19 protein-coding genes are annotated in these 19,846 nt (G+C 68.3%); 14 read left to right on the top strand and 5 right to left on the bottom strand.

Annotated features, from left to right (window positions below; translation table 11 throughout):
- The first annotated feature begins 4 nt into the window (after positions 1–4).
- From ACH0AE_RS08660 to alr, 8 genes are all read left to right on the top strand, one after another.
- The gene (locus tag ACH0AE_RS08660) at positions 5–1,150 is read left to right on the top strand and encodes an acyl-CoA dehydrogenase family protein (RefSeq protein WP_294442464.1); all 1,146 of its coding nucleotides are present in this window, start codon (positions 5–7) and stop codon (positions 1,148–1,150) included.
- Positions 1,151–1,249: 99 nt separating this feature from the next.
- A complete protein-coding gene (locus ACH0AE_RS08655) occupies positions 1,250–2,296 on the top strand; it encodes an enoyl-CoA hydratase/isomerase family protein (RefSeq protein WP_294442463.1) in 1,047 nt (348 codons plus the stop codon).
- A gap of 53 nt (positions 2,297–2,349) precedes the next feature.
- A complete protein-coding gene (locus ACH0AE_RS08650; protein WP_294442462.1) occupies positions 2,350–3,132 on the top strand; it encodes an enoyl-CoA hydratase-related protein in 783 nt (260 codons plus the stop codon).
- A gap of 130 nt (positions 3,133–3,262) precedes the next feature.
- Positions 3,263–4,144, top strand: a complete 882-nt coding sequence (gene mmsB / locus ACH0AE_RS08645; protein WP_294442461.1) for a 3-hydroxyisobutyrate dehydrogenase — start codon at positions 3,263–3,265, stop codon at positions 4,142–4,144.
- Positions 4,141–4,593 (top strand): GreA/GreB family elongation factor, encoded by a 453-nt coding sequence (locus ACH0AE_RS08640; protein WP_294442460.1) that lies wholly within the window; start codon positions 4,141–4,143, stop codon positions 4,591–4,593. The genes mmsB and ACH0AE_RS08640 overlap by 4 nt, the downstream gene beginning before the upstream one ends.
- A gap of 73 nt (positions 4,594–4,666) precedes the next feature.
- Entirely contained in the window at positions 4,667–5,104 is a 438-nt protein-coding gene (locus ACH0AE_RS08635; RefSeq protein WP_294442459.1) for a DUF3597 domain-containing protein, read from the top strand.
- 55 nt (positions 5,105–5,159) lie between these two features.
- The gene (locus ACH0AE_RS08630) at positions 5,160–6,764 is read left to right on the top strand and encodes an MFS transporter (RefSeq protein WP_406875655.1); all 1,605 of its coding nucleotides are present in this window, start codon (positions 5,160–5,162) and stop codon (positions 6,762–6,764) included.
- Positions 6,765–6,792: 28 nt separating this feature from the next.
- The gene (gene alr / locus ACH0AE_RS08625; RefSeq protein WP_406875654.1) at positions 6,793–7,812 is read left to right on the top strand and encodes an alanine racemase; all 1,020 of its coding nucleotides are present in this window, start codon (positions 6,793–6,795) and stop codon (positions 7,810–7,812) included.
- Here alr and ACH0AE_RS08620 read toward each other — a convergent pair.
- Positions 7,809–8,858 carry an alpha/beta hydrolase gene (locus tag ACH0AE_RS08620; protein WP_406875653.1) on the bottom strand — a complete coding sequence of 350 codons (1,050 nt, stop codon included), beginning with the start codon at positions 8,856–8,858 and terminating at the stop codon, positions 7,809–7,811. The two genes, alr and ACH0AE_RS08620, sit on opposite strands and share 4 nt — an antisense overlap.
- A 17-nt stretch (positions 8,859–8,875) precedes the next feature.
- On the opposite strand from ACH0AE_RS08620, the gene phaR reads away from it, so the two are divergent.
- Entirely contained in the window at positions 8,876–9,427 is a 552-nt protein-coding gene (phaR, locus tag ACH0AE_RS08615; protein ID WP_406875652.1) for a polyhydroxyalkanoate synthesis repressor PhaR, read from the top strand.
- A gap of 58 nt (positions 9,428–9,485) precedes the next feature.
- Here phaR and ACH0AE_RS08610 read toward each other — a convergent pair whose 3' ends face one another.
- A complete protein-coding gene (locus ACH0AE_RS08610) occupies positions 9,486–10,283 on the bottom strand; it encodes a class I SAM-dependent methyltransferase (protein WP_294442454.1) in 798 nt (265 codons plus the stop codon).
- Positions 10,284–10,361: 78 nt separating this feature from the next.
- On the opposite strand from ACH0AE_RS08610, the gene ACH0AE_RS08605 reads away from it, so the two are divergent.
- Complete coding sequence (locus tag ACH0AE_RS08605; protein WP_406875651.1) at positions 10,362–11,018, top strand: allophanate hydrolase subunit 1; 657 nt, start codon at positions 10,362–10,364, stop codon at positions 11,016–11,018.
- Positions 11,015–12,031, top strand: coding sequence for a biotin-dependent carboxyltransferase family protein (locus ACH0AE_RS08600; protein WP_294442452.1), 1,017 nt, complete (start codon positions 11,015–11,017; stop codon positions 12,029–12,031). The genes ACH0AE_RS08605 and ACH0AE_RS08600 overlap by 4 nt, the downstream gene beginning before the upstream one ends.
- A 17-nt stretch (positions 12,032–12,048) precedes the next feature.
- Here ACH0AE_RS08600 and trpE read toward each other — a convergent pair whose 3' ends face one another.
- Positions 12,049–13,551 (bottom strand): anthranilate synthase component I, encoded by a 1,503-nt coding sequence (gene trpE / locus ACH0AE_RS08595; RefSeq protein ID WP_294442451.1) that lies wholly within the window; start codon positions 13,549–13,551, stop codon positions 12,049–12,051.
- Positions 13,535–15,478 (bottom strand): peptidylprolyl isomerase, encoded by a 1,944-nt coding sequence (locus ACH0AE_RS08590; RefSeq protein ID WP_294442450.1) that lies wholly within the window; start codon positions 15,476–15,478, stop codon positions 13,535–13,537. Before ACH0AE_RS08590 ends, trpE begins: the two co-directional genes overlap by 17 nt.
- Before the next feature lie 78 nt (positions 15,479–15,556).
- Between ACH0AE_RS08590 and tpiA the strand changes: the two genes are divergently transcribed.
- Both tpiA and ACH0AE_RS08580 read left to right on the top strand, forming a co-directional pair.
- Complete coding sequence (gene tpiA / locus ACH0AE_RS08585; protein ID WP_294442505.1) at positions 15,557–16,294, top strand: triose-phosphate isomerase; 738 nt, start codon at positions 15,557–15,559, stop codon at positions 16,292–16,294.
- Positions 16,295–16,423: 129 nt separating this feature from the next.
- Positions 16,424–16,984, top strand: coding sequence for a cupin domain-containing protein (locus ACH0AE_RS08580; RefSeq protein ID WP_294442449.1), 561 nt, complete (start codon positions 16,424–16,426; stop codon positions 16,982–16,984).
- A 416-nt stretch (positions 16,985–17,400) separates the two neighbouring features.
- Here ACH0AE_RS08580 and ACH0AE_RS08575 read toward each other — a convergent pair whose 3' ends face one another.
- Positions 17,401–18,783 (bottom strand): M17 family metallopeptidase, encoded by a 1,383-nt coding sequence (locus ACH0AE_RS08575; protein ID WP_294442447.1) that lies wholly within the window; start codon positions 18,781–18,783, stop codon positions 17,401–17,403.
- A 77-nt stretch (positions 18,784–18,860) separates the two neighbouring features.
- Here ACH0AE_RS08575 and trxB point away from each other — a divergent pair, with 77 nt between their 5' ends.
- Complete coding sequence (gene trxB / locus ACH0AE_RS08570) at positions 18,861–19,829, top strand: thioredoxin-disulfide reductase (protein ID WP_294442504.1); 969 nt, start codon at positions 18,861–18,863, stop codon at positions 19,827–19,829.
- Positions 19,830–19,846 lie beyond the last annotated feature (17 nt).

The following is a 19,846-nucleotide window of genomic DNA, read 5'->3' as shown; positions in this document are numbered from 1 at the left end:
TAGAATGACTGACCAATTCGACCTCACTGATGACCAGCGCGAGATCCAGGAGCTCGCCCGGCGCTTCACGGCGGACCGGATCACGCCGTTCGCGGCAGAGTGGGACGAGAAGCACATCTTCCCCCGCGAGACGATCAAGGCTGCGGCGGAACTAGGCTTCGCCGCGATCTACGTCAGTGAGGAAAGCGGCGGGATCAATCTCGGCCGGCTGGAAGCAGCGCTGATCATGGAGGCGATGGCCTATGGCTGCCCCGCCACCAGCGCCTTCATCTCGATCCACAACATGGCGTCGTGGATGATCGACCGCTTCGGCTCGGACGATCTGAAGGGCCGCTATCTCCCCAGCCTCGTCACCATGGACAAGATGGCCAGCTATTGCCTGACGGAGCCGGGCTCCGGGTCCGACGCGGCAGCGCTGAAGACCAGCGCGCGGCTCGAGGGCGATCATTATATCGTCAACGGATCGAAGCAGTTCATCTCCGGCGCGGGCGAGAATGAAGTCTATGTCACCATGGTGCGCACGGGCGCGGAGGGGCCCAAGGGCATCTCCTGCCTCGTCATCGACAAGGACATGCCGGGCGTCTCCTTCGGCGCGAACGAGCGAAAGCTGGGTTGGCATGCGCAGCCCACGCGGCAGGTGCTTTTCGATAACGTGAAGGTGCCGGTGGCCAACCGCGTCGGGCAGGAAGGCGAGGGCTTCCGCTTCGCCATGATGGGCCTCGACGGCGGCCGCCTGAACATCGGCGCCTGCTCGCTCGGCGGGGCACAGCGCTGCCTCGACGAGGCGATCGCCTACACCAGGGATCGCCAGCAGTTCGGCCAGCGCATCGCCGATTTCCAGAACACCCAGTTCACGCTCGCCGACATGGACACCGAGCTTCAGGCCGCGCGCTACCTGCTCTATGTTGCCGCGGCCAAGGTGACCGCGAATGCACCGGACAAGACGCGCTTCGCCGCGATGGCGAAGCGGCTGGCGACCGACACCGGATCCTCGGTGGTCGATCGCGCGCTGCAGCTGCACGGCGGCTACGGTTACCTCATGGATTACCCGATCGAGCGCTTCTGGCGCGACCTGCGCGTCCATTCGATCCTCGAAGGCACCAACCAGGTGATGCGGATGATCGTCGGCCGCGAACTGACGCGCCAGTAACTGTCCAACATGCGGTTCGTGTGAGAGAAGATAGGAACGCGAACGAAACGAACGTCCTTATCTTCTCTCTCACGCGCACAAGTTTCGGGAATTTTGCGGATGACCAGTGACGTTCTGACCCTTGTCGACGGCCCGATCAGCCGCATCCGGCTGAACCGCCCGAAGGCGATCCACGCGCTGACCACTGCGATGTGCGTCGCCGTGCTCGACGCGCTGGAGGCTTGGCGCGCTGACGATGCGGTCCGGGCGATCATCATCGATCATGCCGAGGGGCGTGGCTTCTGCGCCGGCGGTGATATTCGCATGCTGGCCGACAGCGGCGCCAAGGACGGCGCGGAGGCGCGCCAGTTCTTCCACACCGAATACCGCATGAACCACCGGCTGTTCACCTACGCCAAGGACACGGTCGCCTTCATGGACGGCATCACCATGGGCGGCGGCGTCGGCATCTCGCAGCCGTGCCGCTATCGCGTGGCGACCGAGAACACGAAGTTCGCCATGCCCGAAACCGGGATCGGCCTGTTCCCGGATGTTGGTGGCGGCTGGTACCTCTCCCGCCTGCCGGGGCGGATGGGGCAATATCTCGCGCTGACCGGCCACCGCCTTGACGGTGCCGAGACGTTCGCGCTCGGCCTCGCCACGCATTACCTGCCGGCCGAGCAGGTCGAGGAGGCGAAGCGCCGCATCGCTGCCGATCCCACTGCGATCGCCGCGACGCTGGATACGCTGTCCACTGAGCCGGGGCAGGCGGCGCTGCTCGGCAACCGCGCGGAGATCGACCGGCTGTTCGCCTCTGACAAGCTCGAGGAAATCTACGCCGCGCTTGAGGCGGATGGCGGTGAGTTCGCGGCGGCAACGCTCGCGACGCTCAAGACCAAGTCGCCGCAGACGATGAAGGTCAGCCTCAAGCTGCTGAAGGATGGTAAGGGGATGGCGAGCTTTGCGGACGAGATGCGCCAGGAATATGCCGTCGGCGCGCGCGTTGTGCAGCGCCACGACTTTCTCGAAGGCGTCCGCGCGGTGATCGTCGACAAGGACAATGCGCCCAAATGGGAACCGGCGACGCCCGAGGGCGTCAGCGATCACGTGATCGACCAGATCTTCGCGCCGCTGCCCGACGCCGAGGCATGGACGCCGCACGACTGACCAATGAACCTCTCGCCGCCGGCAGTGCCGCGGCGAGGGATGGGGAGAGAACGATGACCGAATATGCCAATATCCTCGTTGAGCAGCGCGGTGCCGTCACGCTCGTCACGCTCAATCGCCCGCAGTCGCTGAATGCGCTGAACAGCGACGTCCTCGCCGACCTGTCGGCGGCGTTCGGTGCCTATGACAAGGACGAAAGCCAGCGTTGCCTCGTCCTCACCGGGTCCGGCGAAAAGGCGTTCGCTGCCGGCGCGGACATCAAGCAGATGGCCGACATGGCGGCGGCCGATTTCTTCCTGCAGGACTTCTTTGCCGGCTGGCAGACCGGCGTCGTCGCCACGCGCAAGCCGTGGATCGCGGCAGTCAACGGCTTCGCGCTGGGCGGTGGCTGCGAGCTCGCGATGATGGCTGACTTCATCTACGCCGCCGACACCGCGAAGTTCGGCCAGCCGGAGATCAAGCTTGGCGTGGCACCCGGCATGGGCGGCTCGCAGCGGCTGACCCGCGCGATCGGCAAGGCCAAGGCGATGGAAATGTGCCTCACCGGCCGGATGATGGATGCGGCCGAAGCGGAGCACTCGGGCCTCGTCGCCAAGGTCGTGCCGCTCGCCTCGCTGCTTGAAGAAACGTTGAAGACCGCCGCGCTCATTGCCTCGATGCCGCCGATGGCCGCGATGGTGAACAAGGAAATGGTCAACACCGCGTTCGAGACGAACCTCGCGCAGGGCATCCTGACCGAGCGTCGCCTGTTCCAGATCCTGACCGCGACCGAGGACAAGGCCGAGGGCATGGCCGCCTTCATCGAGAAGCGCCCAGGCGTCTGGAAGGGCCGGTGAGTCACGTTCCCCTCCCGCTGGCGGGAGGAGTTAGGGGAGAGCCCGTCCGCGGCATTGTCGCGGACCGGCACGGCCTCCCCCGATCCCTCCCGCGGACGGGAGGGAAAGTTGAAGATTAGGAGAGTTTGGCATGGCACGCGTCGCTTTCATCGGTCTGGGCAACATGGGCGGGGGCATGGCCGCGAACCTCGCCAAGGCGGGGCATGACGTACGCGCCTTCGACCTGAACGCCGAGGCGCTCGATCGCGCGAAGAAGGCCGGCTGCCTGCCCGTCGCGGGCGCGGCGGAAGCGGTGGAGGGCGCGGAAGCGATCATCACCATGCTTCCCGCCGGCAAGCATGTCGCACAGGTTTACGCCGACGCCGTCTTCGGCAAGGCCGCGCCCGGCGCGATCCTGATCGATTGCTCGACGATCGACGTCGCCACCGCGCGGCAGCTTGCCAGTGATGCGCAGGGCCGCGGTCTGGAAGCGGTCGACGCGCCGGTATCGGGCGGGATTGCCGCCGCCAATGGCGGGACGCTCACCTTCATGGTCGGCGGCTCGGAGGCCGGCTTCGCCGCGGCGCAGCCGTTCCTCGAGGACATGGGCAAGGCCGTGATCCACGCTGGTGCCAGCGGCGCGGGCCAGGCGGTGAAGATGTGCAACAACCTGATCCTCGCCGGCACGATGATCGCGACCTGCGAAGGCTTCGCGCTTGCCGAGAAGCTCGGGCTCGATCCGCAGGTGTTCTACGACATCTCCAGCAAGGCGACCGGCCAGAGCTGGTCGATGACCAGCTATTGCCCGCTGCCCGGCGTCGGGCCGGAAAGCCCCGCCGACCGCGATTATCAGGGCGGGTTCGCTGCCGCGCTGATGCTGAAGGACCTGCGCCTCGCCATGGCCGCTGCCGCCGAGGCGGGCGCGAACCTGCCGCTCGGCGCCCGCGCGACCGAGTTGTACGAGGCATTCGCCGCCGAGCACGGCAACCTCGATTTCTCCGCGATCATCAAGACGTCCCAAGGCCAGTCATGAGCGTCGCCTTCCGCCGCGAGAGCGATGAAGAACACAAGGAACCGCGCTTCGAGCTGCCACTGCCGTCTGGGCCCAATCTCGTCACCGAGCGGGGCCGCGCGCTGATCGACGAGCGGATTGCGGCGCTGGAGGCGGCGCTTCCCGCCGCCGACGAGCTTGGCCGCGAGGATATCGCGCGCCAGCTGCGCTACTGGAAAACGCGGCGGGCCACCGCGATCCTCGCGCCTGCGCCGCCGGCGGACGAGATCGCCTTCGGCAGCCGTGTGCGGTTCCGCCTGAACGGCAAGGAGCAGGAACTGAGGATCGTCGGCGACGACGAGGCTGATCCTGCGGCGGGGCTCATCGCATTCTCCGCGCCGCTCGCCCGCGCCATGATCGGCGCCTGCGAAGGTGACCTCGTCGCCTTCAACGGCCGCGAGGATGCGATCGAGATCCTTGCCATCGGGTGATCCTGCGCTGCGGGCGAGGCACCATCCCCCGCCCGCCGCGTTCCTGTCGCAGTGAAACGACAGGAGTGAGCACATGAGTATCTTCGGCTCGATCAAGAAGGCGATCTTCGGCGATCGCGGCCCCCTTGGTGGCCAGTTCTCCGGCAAGCCCGCTCCCGCGCCGCAAGCGGCCCCGCAAGCGACGCCGACACCTCAGCCCTCAGCCCCCGCCACGCCGCCGCCCGCGGCAACGCCTGCACCCGCCGCCGGGCCGGTCGACGTCGAAAAGGTGCTGAGCGATCTTGCCGCCAAGCATAGCGGCCCTGCGCTTAACTGGCGCACCTCGATCGTCGACCTGATGAAGCTGCTCGGCATCGATTCCAGCCTCGACAACCGCAAGGAGCTGGCGACCGAGCTTGGTTATACCGGCGCCAAGGACGGTTCGGCGGAAATGAACATCTGGCTGCACAAGGCCGTGATGCGAGAGCTGGAGAAGAACGGCGGCCTCGTCCCCGCCAGCCTCAAGGACTGATGCTTGCCGGCCCCTCCCGTTGCGCTAGACGAGCAACATAAGGGGAGGGGCCGACATGGCGACGATTGCGCCGACACACGATTCGCAGGAACCCGCGCCCAGCGACGTACGGCTGGTCATTTCCGCCTCGGCGCTCGGCACTGTCTTCGAATGGTATGATTTCTTCATCTACGGCACGCTTGCTGCGTCGGGCGTGATCGGGCGCACCTTCTTCCCCGCCGGGAACGAGATGGTGCAGGCGTTGCTCGCCTGGGCGGGGTTCGCGGTCGGGTTCGGCTTCCGCCCGCTCGGCGCCGTCGTGTTCGGCTACCTCGGCGATCGGCTGGGGCGCAAATACACCTTCCTCGTCACGATCGCGCTGATGGGCGTGGCGACTGCCGGCGTCGGCCTCGTTCCCTCTTACGAGGCGATCGGCATGGCCGCGCCGATCATCGTCATCCTGCTTCGCATCGCGCAGGGGCTGGCGCTGGGCGGCGAATATGGCGGCGCCGCGGTCTATGTGGCGGAGCACTCGCCGCCGGGCAAAAGCGGCTTCTACACCAGCTTCATCCAGGCGGGCGTCGCTGGCGGCTTCGTCCTCAGCCTTGCGGTGGTGCTCGGCTTCAAGGCGATCATCCCCGCCGATGCCTGGGGCGCTTGGGGCTGGCGCACGCCGTTCCTGTTCTCGATCGTGCTGCTCGTCATCTCGCTGTGGATGCGCGTGAAGCTGTCCGAAAGCCCGGTGTTTAAGCAGATGCGCGCGGCAGGCGAGACGGTGGCGAACCCGGTCAAGCGCAGCTTCACCTATCCCGGCAATCTGAAGCGCATGTTCGTAGCGATGATCGGCATCGCCGCCGGTCTGACGGTGATCTGGTACACCTCGATGTTCAGCGTCCTCTCCTTCCTGCAGACGACGATGCAGGTGGAGGAGACGACGGCGCAGCTTCTGTCCGGCGCGGGCGCGCTGATGGGGCTGTTCTGGTTCGTCTATTTCGGCCGCCTGTCGGATCGGATCGGGCGCAAGAAGCCGATCGTGATCGGCTACGCCCTGACGCTCGTCCTGCTGTTCCCGATCTTCTGGCTGATCGCAGCAGCTGCCAACCCGGGGCTGGCCCGAGCCGGCGAGGTATCGCCGGTGGTCGTCGCCGGGCCGGATTGCACCTACAGCCCCTTCGCCGCCAAACAGAAGACGGAGTGCGGCCAGCTGCTCGACGTGCTGTCCAAGAAGGGCGTGCCGTACACCACAGCGCAGGCGCCCGAGACGAGCCTGACGATCGGCGCGCAGCCGATCGCGGATCGCTCGCCCGAAGCGATCGACCGGGCGCTCACCGCTGCCGGCTATGACTTGACGAAGGTCGTGCCGGGGGCGGGCAACGTCGCGCTGATCCTGCTCGCGATCCTGGCGATCACTGGCCTATCCGGCATCACCTATGGCCCGGTGGCGGCGGCGCTGGCGGAGATGTTCCCGCCCGAGATCCGCTATTCCTCGCTCTCGATCCCGTATCACCTCGGCACCGGTTACTTCGGCGGATTCCTGCCCTTCATCAGCCAGTATATCGTGGCGCGCACCGGTAATCCGTTCGCCGGCCTGTGGTACACTTGGGGCATCACGCTCGTCGCGCTGATCGTGTGCGTGATCTGGCTGCGCGACGATGCGGATGGGCGCGCCACGGTGGCATGATCGCGCTGGCGGCGCTAACGCCGCGCGCATGAATGCTCCCAGTCGTTTGCGTCTCGATGGTTCCGCCCTTGCCGATAACTGGCGCGCCCTGGCACGGCTGAGCGGCAGCGCCGCCTGCGGCGCGGCGGTGAAGGCGGACGGGTACGGCCTCGGCGCGCGCGAGGTGGTGCAGCGGCTGGCAGGGGCAGGGTGCCGCGACTTCTTCGTCGCCAGTTGGGCCGAGGCAGTGGCGCTGGGGGATCTCGGCGTTTCGCTGTCTGTCCTCCACGGCGTGCGCGCCGCGGATCTGCCGCTGGCCGGTGTCGCGCGCCCGGTGCTCAACTCGCCCGAGCAGGTGCAGCGCTGGCGAGAGGCAGGCGGCGGCGACTGCGACGTGATGGTGGATACGGGGATGAACCGGCTGGGCGTGGCGCCGGCTGACATTGCCGCCGGCCTGCTGGACGGCCTGACGGTGGAGACGCTGATCAGCCACCTTGCGTGCGCCGACGAGGATTCGGCGATGAACGCCGAGCAGCGCGCGGTCTTCACCGGCATCGCTGACCGCGCGAACGCCCGCCGGCTCAGTCTCGCTAACTCCGCCGGCGTGGCGCTGGGCACGGACTATGCCTTCGACCTGACCCGCCCGGGCCTCGCGCTTTACGGCGGCGTGCCGCGGGCAGAGCTGGCCGGCGTGATCCGCCCGGTGGTGACGATCGAAGCCGAGGTACTGCAACGCCGCCGCGTGCCGGCTGGCAGCAAGGTCGGGTACAATGCCACCTGGACCGCGCCCGAGGATCGGGAGGTGGCAGTCGTCAATCTTGGCTACGCCGACGGCTATCGCCGGGCCTTCTCCAGCCGCGGCACCGCCTTTGTCGGCGATCGGGCGCTCCCGGTGGTCGGCCGCGTGTCGATGGATCTGACCGCGGTGGACGTGACCGGCGTGGATGTCGCGGAAGGGGATTGGCTCGCGTTCGATCCCGATCTGCCAAGCGCCGCCTCGCCATCGGGCGAATCGCAATACGAGCTTCTCACCGGCCTCGGCCGGCGGTTCGCCCGGGTCTGGGTCTAGATCCCGCCTAGCCAGTCGCGCAGCGGCTCCCACAGCTGCGCGCGGGCGCGGCTGCCGACCACCATGCCGACGTGCCCCGCGCCGAGGTCGCGCCGGTCGGGCAGGCCGATGGCGGTCGCGGCCGGCACGATCCGGTCGCCCAGCGACACGAACTCGGTCGCCGGACAGGGCAGGGCAAGCGGGTCGACCGTCACACCCGCCACCTTCCACGCGCCGCGCCCGGGCAGGTCCGCAACCAGCATCCGCTCGAACAATTCCGCCCCCGCAGCATAGGTGAGCGGTGCCCCGGCGTTGGCCCAGTCCTCCATCGCGACGAACATCGCGGCGGCATCGCCGGACATGTCGGCAAACGCTTCGTACTTGGCGATCGTGCGCGCGGGATCCAGCTTCCAGAACCCGGCCTGCAGCACTTCGATGGGCACGAGGCCCAGCTGCGCGCAGCCGGGCTCGGCGGCGGACCATAACGCCGCCATGTGTGCGCGGGCCGCGTCGCCGTAACCATCGAAATGCCACGGCGCAGCAATCGTCGCGACGCCGGCCGTGAGGCCGCTCGCAGCCGCGGCAAGGCTCATCGTCCCGCCCAGGCAGTAGCCGACGAGGATCGGCGGCACGTGGAAGCGCCGCAGCAACGGCAGCAGCAATTGCTCGATATGACCGGTGACGCTCTGCGCCCGATCGGCGGGCGCTGGCTCCCCCCAGTCGAGCAGCCACACGCGAAATCCCTGTGTCGCGAGCCAGCGCACCAGCGAGCGTTCCGGCATCAGATCGAGGATGAAGGGCGGGTTGATCAGCGACGGCACGATCAGCACCGGCCGCCCGCTGCCGCCATAATCACGCAGCCGCGCGCGGCCCTGTCGCCGCTTCACGGGCGCCATGGTGCGGCGCACCCGCGGCGCCTCCTGATAGCGGCGCAGCCCCGCCAGCGCCCTTGCCTGCCGCTCCGCTGATGTTGCGGTTTCGCTGCGCAGCATCTCCAAGAAGAGCGGCAGCGGGCGCGGGCCATGTTGCGGCGCCGCAAGAGATGATGTAGCCCTCGAAACCATCATAAAAGCGGGGGCCCGCGATGAAGAAGCAGCACGACGCCGATGGCTTGGTCGTCATCAAGAAATACGCGAATCGCCGGCTCTACAACACTGAAAGCTCGTCCTACATCACGCTCGATCACCTTGCCGCGATGACGCGCCAGGGCCGCGAGTTCAAGGTCGTCGATGCGAAGACCGATGAGGATATTACGCACAATGTTCTGACGCAGATCATCATGGAAGAGGAAGGTCGCGGCGCAACGCCGATGCTGCCGGTGAATTTCCTCCGCCAGCTGATCGCGATGTACGGCGATTCGATGCAGGCGATGGTGCCGGGGTACCTCGAGGAATCGATGGAGAGCTTCCGCCGCAATCAGGCGCAGTTCAAATCCGCCGTGGAAGGTGCCTTCGCGGGCTCGCCGTTCGCCGAGATGGCGAAGCGCAACATGGCGATGTTCGAGGCGGCGACCAGCGCGTTCAAGCCGCAGAACCAGCCCGCGTCGCCGGCTCCTGCCGCCAGCAAGGATGACAAGATCGCCGCGCTGAAGGCGGAACTCGCGAAGCTTCAGGAAAAGGTCGACAAGCTCGGCTGACGCCGCCGCGGCGTCACCCGGCCGCCCTGGGCGGATGACGCGCAGCGAGCCGATCGACTCAGTTCGGCTTCACGAACTTCAGGGTGAAGCGATCGCTTTCGCCGATCGCGGTGTACTTGGCGCGGTCCTGATCCTTCAGCGTCAGCGTCGGCGGCAGCGTCCACACGCCGCCCGGATGATCATGCGTGTCCTTCGGGTTCGCATTCACCTGGCTCTCCCCGGCCAGCTTGAACCCCGCCGCCTCGGCCAGCCGGACGACCGTCGAGCGCTTGATATAGCCGCTCTTCTTCTCGAGCGCGGTGTCCATGTCCTCCGGCAGGCGGTGATCGACGACGCCCAACGTGCCGCCCGGCTTCAGCGCGGTGAAGAAGGCGGCAAAGGCGCCGGCCGCCGCCTTCGGATCGTCGTTCATCAGCAGGTTGTGGACGTTGCGGAACGTCAGCACCACGTCGGCGCTGCCGGCGGGCACCGTGCTGGTGCCAGCGGCGGGATCCAGCGTCGCCACACTCGTGGTGCCGAACCATGCCTGCTTCGCTGCCAGCATCTTCTGCGCGCCCTCGACGCCGCGCGCCGGAACCAGCGCGACATAGCTGCCCTTGCCGTTCACCAGCGGCGCGAGGATCTCGGTGTACCAGCCGCCGCCTGGGCTGAATTCCACCACCGTGTCGGTCGGCTTCACGCCGAAGAAGGCAAGCGTTTCGGCGGGATGGCGATATTGGTCACGCGCGCGGTTGGCGGCGCTGCGCTGCCCGTCGGCAATCGCCGCCTTGATTTCGGCGGATGGGGTGGCGGCAGGCGTCGCGGCGATCGCGGTTGCACTGGCAAGCAGAAGGGTCGCAAAGGCGATGGTGCGCATTATGTCTCTCTCCCGGGGAGTGTTCTGCTGCGGGTGTGGAGGCAAGCAGATGGTTACGCAAGCGGTACCAGATCCGGCATGACGGGTCCGGTGTTCCGTCCCGCGGGCGCGGGGGCGCTGCTGGTGGATTTCGGCGGCGGCATCGACGAGGCGATCTTCGCCCGCGTGGTCGCGCTGGATCACGCTCTTACAGCAGCGCCGCCGCGCGGGCTGACGGAGACGGTGCCGGCCTATACCAGCCTGCTGCTCGTGTTCGATCCGCTGGTGACCGATCACGCCGTCATCGAGCGCCATGTCGCGCCGCTTGCGGCTGACGCCCCCGCCGGCTTCGCCGATGCCGCGACACATGAGGTGCCGGTCCGCTACGGCGGCGATGACGGGCCGGATCTCGCCGAAGTGGCCGATCGCCTGGGGATGTCGCCAGAGGCCGTAGTCGCGGCGCATCTGGCCGGCGACTACCGCGTCTTCATGTACGGCTTCGCGCCCGGCTACGCTTATCTCGGCGGCGTGCCGGGGCCGCTACACCTGCCGCGCAAGGAAGCGGCGGTGCGCGGGCATCCGGTCGGCAGCGTCATGATCGCCGGGCCGCAATGCCTCATCACCACCTTGCCGATGCCCACCGGCTGGTGGGTGATCGGCCGCACGCCGCTACGCGTGCTCGATGCGACGGCCGACAAGCCGTTCCGCTTCGAGCCTGGAGACCGCGTTCGCTTCACCCGGAGCGCGGCGACATGACGGCTGGGCGGCTGCGCGTGGAGGCGGCGGGGCCGCTCACGAGCGTGCAGGATCGCGGCCGCCCCGGTTGGCGGCGCTTCGGTGTGCCGCCGTCCGGCCCTGTCGATCGCCGCGCCTTCGCTGGCGCGCTTGCCGCGATCGGGGCGGAGGCGGATGGAGCTGCTATCGAACTGTCGCTCGGCGGCCTCACAATGGTGTGCGAGGAAGCGCCGGTCTCGATCGCGCTGACGGGCGCTGCATCGGCAGCGATCGACGGAGCGGAGATCGGCGACTGGTGCGTCGCGACCCTCAAGCCTGGGATGCGCTGCCGGATCCGCCAGCACGGGGGCAATTGGGGTTATCTCGCCGTCGCCGGCCGGATCGGTCGGCCGCGCTGGCTCGGCAGTGCCGCCACGCACCTGATCGCCGGTCTCGGCGGTGGCCGGATTGCTGAGGGCGACGTGCTGGCCATCGCCGACGCGGCGGCCGACCTTACCGCCGCCGCGATTCCGTCGCCGGAGGCCCAGCCTATCACCATTGCACGTGTCCTGCTCGGCCCGCAGCAGCGCTATTTCGACGACGCTGTGCTGGCCACACTGGCGGCGCAGCCCTTTGCGGCGAGCGCGCGGTTCGATCGCATGGGCATGGTGCTGGATGGTCCGCTGTTGCCGCCGACGCGGATCGACATGCCGAGCGAACCGGCGGTGCGCGGCGCGCTACAGGTGGACGGGGCAGGCCGGGTCAGCCTGCTGACGGCCGATCACCAGACGACCGGCGGCTATCCCCGGATCGCGGTGGTAATCGAACCGGACATCGATCGTATCGCCCAATTGCCGCCGGGCGCGCCGCTACGCTTCGCGATCGTCGAGCCGGATGAAGCGGTCGCGCTCACCCGTGCCGCCGCCGCGCGAGACGCGGCGTGGCTCTCGCGAATCGCCGCAGCGCGCCGCACGCGACCATCGCTGCTGGACGCGAACCTTATCGGCGGCGTGGTCGACGCACTCGGTGATCCATTGCTGTCGAACGGAAGCTGACCGTCAGACGTGGCAGATTACTGCCCGAATCCGCCCGCGCTTGCCTGTGCGATCGCCTCGCGCGCCGCCGCCAGCAACGCGCCCGCCTTCGCCTCGCATTCGCGTTGCTCGTACGCCGGGTCGCTATCGGCGACGATGCCAGCGCCGGCCTGGACGTGGATCTGCCCGTCCTTCACCACCGCGGTGCGCAGCACGATGCACGAATCCATCGAACCGTCGGGGGAGAAATAGCCGACGCCGCCAGCGTACGCGCCGCGCTTCTCCTGCTCCAGCTCGGCGATGATCTGGCACGCGCGCACCTTGGGCGCGCCGCTGACGGTGCCTGCCGGGAAGCCGGCGAACAGCGCGTCGATCGCGTCATGCTTCGAGTCCAGCCGCCCCACCACATTCGACACGATGTGCATGACGTGGCTGTAGAATTCGACCGTGTAGCTGTCGGTGACGCTCACCGATCCCGCTTCGGAGACGCGGCCGACGTCGTTGCGCCCCAGATCGAGCAGCATCAGATGCTCGGCGCGCTCCTTGGGATCGGCGAGCAGGCTGGCCCGGTTCGCCTCATCCTCGCTTGCCGTCTTGCCCCGCGGCCGCGTGCCGGCGATCGGGCGGATCGTGACTTCGCCGTCACGCACCCGCACCAGGATCTCGGGGCTCGATCCCGTCAGCGCGAAGCCCGGCAGGTCCAGATGATAGAGGAAGGGCGAGGGGTTGATCCGCCGCAGCGCGCGGTACAGCTCGAACGGCGGCAGCCTGAAGGGCGCGGTGAAGCGCTGCGCCAGCACCACCTGAAAGATGTCGCCCGCGACGATATAATCCTTCGCCCGGCGCACCATCTCGGCATAGCGGCCCTCGGGCAAGGTCGGCGTCAGCGCGATCTCGCCCGGCTCGCCCTGCGCCCGCGGCGGCAGCGTGCCGGCCGCGAGCCTCGCCTCGGCCGCATCCAGCCGCTCCTCCGCCTCTGCGACGATCGCCGCGGTATCGCGTGCTTCGTCCGGCCACACCGGCGCGACGAGGAACAGCGCGTCGGCCAGCCGGTCGAACACCAGGATCACCGTCGGCCGAACGAACATCATGTCGGGAAGACCAAGCGCGTCCACCTCGCGCGGCGGCAGCTTCTCGACCAGCCCGATCGTCTCATAGCCGAAATAGCCGACGAGGCAGGCGAGCGCGCGCGGCAGCTCGTCGGGCACCTCCATCCGGCACGAGGCGACCAGCGCGCGCAGCGCGTCGAGCGTCGGCGCGGTGCAGGGCTCGAACGCCGAACGATCCGTCAGCCAGTGGCGATTGATCGCCGCCTGATTGCCCTCGGCACGAAAGACCAAGTCGGGGGCAAGGCCGATCAGGCTGTGCCGCCCGCGCACCGCGCCGCCTTCGACCGATTCGAGCAGGAAGTCGCCGCGCCCCGGCTCGATCAGCTTCAGCGCAGCGGCAACCGGCGTCTCGGTGTCGGCGATCCGGCGCCGCCAGACGAGCGCCGGCTGCCCCGCCGCCAGGGCTTCGGCCGGCTTACGGATTGGAGCCACCCTGGCCGTTCAGCGCCGCCTTCACCTTGGCGATCGCTTCCGGATTGCGCGTCACCTTCAGCTTCGCCTTCACCGCCTCGGTGAACTGCTGCGCATATTCGGCACCGACGAAGCGGCCCAGGTCCTGCCGCGTGGAGGCGACGACCGGCGGCACCTTCGCGGCGTCACCCGGCGAGATCTGGTTGAGCTTCACGATCAGCCAGCCCTTGCCGTCGGGCGATTCAAGCATCTTGGCGGTGCCGCCCTTCATGCTGAACAGCAGCGCCAGCACCGGGTTCGGCCCGCGCGGATCGGCATTGATCTGCGCGCGTGCGGCCACCACCCGGTCGACCTCGCCGCCGACCACCTTCGCTTCGGACAGCGCCTGCTGCAGAGTCTTGCCGCCGTTCACCGCCGCCAGCACCTTGGTGGCCGCAGCGCGGGCGGCGCGGCGCGCGCGGTCGTCGGCGACGTCCACGATCACCTGGTCGCGCACCTGTGCGAAGGGGCGGGGGGCGGCGCGGACCACGCGGTCGAGCGCGACGAGGGCGAAGCTGCCGTCGGGGCCGGTCTGTACCACCTGCGGATCGTCGCCTTCCTCGGATTGGAAGCCCGCCGACAGGATCGGCGCCAGCGCCGGATCGGGCTTGTAGGCGGGGTTTGCGGGGTCGGTGCCGGCCGCCGTCAGCGGCGGCGTGGTCGCCGCGTTCAGCTTCTGGTCCGCGACCAGTTCGGAGAAGTTCGCATTGTCGCCGATCGCGCCTTCCAGCGCCTCGCGGATGCCGTTCAGCGCTTCCGCCGTCTTCGACTTGGTCAGTTCCTCGACCAGCGTGCCGCGCGCTTCGGCCAGCGACTTGCCGGGCACCTGCGCCACGCCGTCCACCTTGCCGACGACGAAGCCGATCGGCCCGCGCACCGGCCCGATCACGCCGCCGGTGGCTGCCGCGAATGCTGCGTCCGCCACCGCGGTCGAGGTCGCCTGCGTCAGTGCGCCCTTATCCTGCCCTTCCAGCTTGCGTGCCTCGAGGCCCGCCGCACGTGCTGCGTCGCCCACGGACGCGCCGCCGCGCACTTTGGCCGCTAGCGCATTGGCCGCATTCTGGTCGAGCACGGTGACGAGCGAGACGGTGCGGGTCTGCCGCGCTGCCCAGCGTGCCTTGTCGCCGTTATAGGCCTTGGCGATGTCCGCATCGGTCGGCGTCGCGCGCGCCTTCACCGCCTCGGGCGTGACGATCGCGTAGCGCATCACGCGCCGCTCGGGCACCGAATAGCGCGCCGTGTTGCGGCCGTACCATTCCTGCAGTTCCTTCTCGGTCGGCGCAGCGCCCGATCCGACGCCGGTCGACGGGATCATCGCGACATCGCCGGCGCGCCGCTCCAGCAGCAGCGAGGCATAGGGGAGGGCGAGTGACGCCGGAACCTGGCTCGCGCCAAGCTGCGGGCGGACGAGGAACTGCACCATCGTCTCGCGCGCGATGTCGCCCTGCACCTGCGCATCGGTCAGCCGGTTGCGCGCCAGCACCTGCTCGTAGATCGCCTGGTCGAACTTGCCCGTCGGCCCTTGCAGCGCCGGAATGTTGCGCAGCTCGCTGCCCACCAGCGCACGGCTCACCACCATGCCCTGCTGCTTGCCATATTCGGCCAGCGCCAGTCCGTTGACGATCCGGTTCAGGACGCTGTCGACGCCGCCGGCGTTGACGAACTGCGCCATGTCGACGCCCGGGTTGTTCTGCTGCGCGGCGCGAAGCTCGCTTTGCGAACGCTCGGTGAGTTCCTGCTCGCTCACTTTCTCGCCGCCGACGCTCGCGACAGAGCTGCCGGTGATGCCGGTGCTCCTGAGGCCAGTGATGTCGCCGAGCGCGAACGCCAGCGCGATGATGCCCAGGACAAGGCCCGAAACGATCACGCCGACGCGCGAATTGATGATCCGACGGAAGAAACCGAGCATGAAGCGCCAATCTGTTGAACGGCGCTCGCTTTAAGGGGGCGCCTTCGTTACCGCAACGGCCGCAACAATCTGGGAGGGATCATGCGGCGGAAGTTCGTAGCCGGAAACTGGAAGATGAACGGCAACCTGGCAGCTTTGGCAGAACTTGATGCGATCGGCGCCAGCCTGGAAGCCACCGTCGATGTCGCCATCGCCGTCCCCGCAACCTTGATCCACCCCGCCGCTGCCCGCGCGAAATTTCCGATTGGCGCCGAGGACGTGCACGGCCAGGACAGCGGCGCGCATACCGGAGACGTCTCCGTTCCGATGGTGAAGGAAGCGGGCGCCAACTTCTCCATCGTCGGCCACTCCGAACGCCGTCAGGGCCATGGCGAAACCGATGCCGATGTGAAGGCGAAGGCCGAGGCCTGCCGCCGCCACGGCCTCGATGCGATCCTGTGCGTCGGCGAAACGCTGGAACAGCGCAGCGCCGGCGAAGCGGAAGCGGTAGTCACCGCGCAGGTGCTCGCCTCGCTGCCCGACGGCGCCGGCGGTGACTGGCTGGCGATCGCGTACGAACCAATCTGGGCGATCGGCACCGGCCAGGTGGCGACGGTCGCCGACGTCGAGGCGATGCATGCGGCGATCCGGGCGGCGCTGGTGAAGGCACTGGGCGAGGAGACCGGCCAGGCGATTCGCCTGCTTTATGGCGGTTCGGTAACGGCGGAAAACGCGCCCGGCTTGCTCCATGCGGCCGAGGTAGACGGCGCTCTCGTCGGTGGCGCGAGCCTGACGGCGGCGAAGTTCGTGCCTATCATCCGCGCGGCCATCGCCTGAACCTAAGCATGGGCGCCTGGCCGGCGCCCAGCACAGGCGTGACGCATCATAAGCGGCGTGCGCTTGCCCAACGTGCGGTTCGGCACGATCCTGTCGCGACCGTGCGACCGCGCCCAACAGGAGAGGATGATGCCCGAACCGTTACCACCCGTGCGTCGAATCGTGACGGCGATCGACGACGCCGGGCAATCCTATATCGCCGAGGCTGGCGAGAGCCCGGCGACGCTGATGCTGCCCGGCTCGCCCTATCGCAACGCGAACCTGTGGCGCACCGGGTCAGCGCCAAGCCCCGTGGAGGCGCCGGACGACATCACCGCGCACAAGGGCGTTCTCCCGCCGCCGGGCGGCAGCGTGCTCCGCGTGATCGACTTCCCGCCGATGGTCGCCAGCCGCGAGGAGCAGGCCGCGCTCACGGCGCGCGTGTTCGCGGAGCTTTACCCCGACGCCGATCATCACGCCGGTTCGAGCCGCAGCGCCAGCATGCACACCACCGACACGATCGATTATGCGATCGTGCTGGCGGGCGAGATCTGGGCGGTGATGGACCGCGACGAGACGCTGATGCGCACCGGCGACATCCTGATCCAGCGCGGCACCGCCCACGGCTGGGAAAACCGCTCCGGCGAAATGGCGCGCGTCGCCTTCGTGCTGATTGACGGCACACGCGAGGGAAAAAACCGGCGAAGCTGATCGGGGTGCCTTGCCTGAAGCGGGCAACCGCGACGGGAAAGCCGGTTGCCGCGAATGCTACAATGGCGTCGCCTGGGGCGTGGAACCGTCCAAGGGTACGGCGAAGATCCGGCTCGATCGCTGGTCCGTCACCTACCTTTAGAACGCCGGATCAGTGTGGCCGGTGGTGCCGCTCCGCTGTCCTACAGCCCGCCCGGCGTGGCATGACATGGCGGATGAGCGAGCGCCCGTCAGATCCCAATGTTGAGGCCGACGCGAAAAACACGCCAGAGCCTCAACTTCCTCAACATTCGCGGCGCCGCGCCGCGCTCGAAGTGGGCGCTGAGCGGTGCACGCACCGGCGAAATCCGAATGTTGAGGCCGGCGTGAAAAACGCGCCCGCGCCTCAACTTCCTCAACATTTGCGCTGTCGTGCCTCAGCCGAAGCGGGTCTTCAGCAGGCCCCACGCGGCGCGCAGGCCAAGCGCGTCGCCGCCCTTCGGCCGGCCCGGCTTCGAAGCGGGGCGCCAGGCGAACGTGTCGACATGCGCCCACGGCACCTGTTTGGGCACGAACCGGCGCAGGAACAGCGCGGCCGTCACCGCCCCGGCGAAACCACCCTCGGGCGCATTGACCATGTCCGCCACGTCGGATTTCAGCATGTCGTCATAGCCGTCCCACAAAGGCAGCCGCCACAGCGGATCATGCGCCCCCTCTGCCGCGGCCAGGAAGTCCGCGGCCAGCGCCTCGTCATTGGCGAACACCGGCGGCAGATCGGGGCCGAGCGCGACGCGCGCAGCGCCGGTCAGGGTCGCGAAATCGAGGATCAGCGCCGGCTCGTCTTCGCCTGCCCTGGCAAGCGCGTCGCCCAGGATCAGCCGCCCTTCGGCGTCCGTATTGGTGTTCTCCACTGTCAGCCCCAGCCGGCTGCGCAGAACATCGCCCGGGCGGAAGGCGTGGCCCGCGACCGCATTCTCCACCGCCGGCACCAGCAGGTGGAGCCGCACCTTCAGTTTCGCCGCCATGACGAGCCCGGCCAGCGCGATCATGTGCGCTGCGCCGCCCATGTCCTTCTTCATCAGCCGCATCCCGGCCGAGGTCTTGATGTCGAGGCCGCCGGAATCGAAGCAGACGCCCTTGCCGACCAGTGCCACGCGCGGGTGCGCAGGATCGCCCCATTCCAGCTCGATCAGCCGCGGCGCGCGATCCTTGGATGCTGCCTGGCCCACCACGTGGATCATCGGGTAACCCTCGGCCAGCGCATCGCCGCGGGTCACGCTGGTCGTGGCGCCATGCTTCTTGGCCAGGGTGTCGACGATCGCCTCGAGTTCGGCCGGCCCCAGGTCGGAGGCACCGGTGTCGACGAGATCGCGCACCAGCGCGGTCGCCTCCGCCAGTCGCACCGTCTCCTCGATCCGCGCCGGCTCGCCGGTCAGCAGCACGCGCGGCGCCTGCGGTTCCGCCTTGCGGTAGCGCGTGAAGCGGTGCTGGGCGAGACACCAGCCGAGCATCGCTGCGCCCGGCTCGCCGTCGGCCAGCCGGTACGTTCCTTCGGGCAGCCCGTCACCCAGCGAGGCGATGCGCCATGGCGAGGTCACGTCCTCGTTGCACACCAGCAGCATCGCCCAATCGTCCGCCGCGTCGCCGGGCAGGATCGCGCGATTGCCCGCCTTGCCCACCACCTTGTTGGCCGCGACCGCCGTGCGCGTGCGCGCCGGCTGCTGCGCCAGCCACACCTCGAAGCGATCCGGGTGAACGACATGGATGGTGCGCGCGGGCTGTCCGCGATCGGGGCTGAGGAACTGTGAAAAGTCGGTCATGGGGGGAGCAAAGCAGGACTTGTGTCGTGGCGCAATGCAAGGTTCCCATGGCCGGTGCCGCATCCTACATCGCGGGCATGACCACCCATACGACTCGCATGCTCATCCTCGGTTCCGGTCCGGCCGGGCTTTCTGCCGCCATCTATGGCGCGCGTGCCGGGATGAAGCCGATCCTCGTCCAGGGCATCCAGCCCGGCGGCCAACTGATGACGACGACCGATGTCGAGAACTACCCCGGCTTCGCGGACGTTATCCAGGGCCCGTGGCTGATGGAGCAGATGCAGAAGCAGGCCGAACATGTCGGCACCACGCTGATGTGGGACACGATCGTCGAGGTCGATCTGACCCGCCGTCCGTTCCGCCTGATCGGCGACAGTGGCGACGTGTACGAGGGCGAGGTGCTGGTGATCGCCACCGGCGCGCAGGCCAAGTGGCTCGGCCTCGCCAGCGAGGATGCGATGAAGGGCAAGGGTGTCAGCGCCTGCGCCACCTGCGACGGCTTCTTCTATCGCGGCAAGAAGGTGGCGGTGATCGGCGGCGGCAACACCGCGGTGGAGGAAGCGCTTTACCTCACCAACCATTCCGACGACGTGACGCTGATCCACCGCCGCGATTCGCTGCGCGCCGAGAAGATCCTGCAGGAACGGCTGTTCGCGCATCCCAACGTGAAGGTGTTGTGGAACAAGGAAGTGCGCGAGTTCGTGGACGGCGGCGGCAATGCCGGCCTGGTCGCGCTCGATCTCGTCGACACGGTGACGGGCGAGCATTCCCGCCTCGACGTGGAGGGTGGGTTCGTCGCCATCGGCCATCACCCGGCGACCGAGCTCTTCCGCGGACATCTCGAGCTTGACGAGGACCATTACATCAAGGTCGAGAAGGGCTCGACGCGCACCAGCGTGCCGGGCGTGTTCGCCTGCGGCGACGTGATGGACAAGACGTACCGCCAGGCAGTGACGGCGGCGGGCACCGGCTGCATGGCCGCGCTCGATGCGGAGCGCTTCCTGGCCGAGGCCGATTTCGAAAAGCTGGCCGAAGCTGCGGAATAACCTTCTTTCTCCGTCCT

The sequence above is a fragment of the Sphingomonas sp. 179-A 2A2 NHS genome, from assembly GCF_045371305.1.
In the GTDB taxonomy this organism is placed as follows: domain Bacteria; phylum Pseudomonadota; class Alphaproteobacteria; order Sphingomonadales; family Sphingomonadaceae; genus Sphingomonas.
The sequence above is the reverse complement of the archived record's forward strand: the minus strand, read 5'-3'. Positions and strand labels throughout refer to the sequence as shown.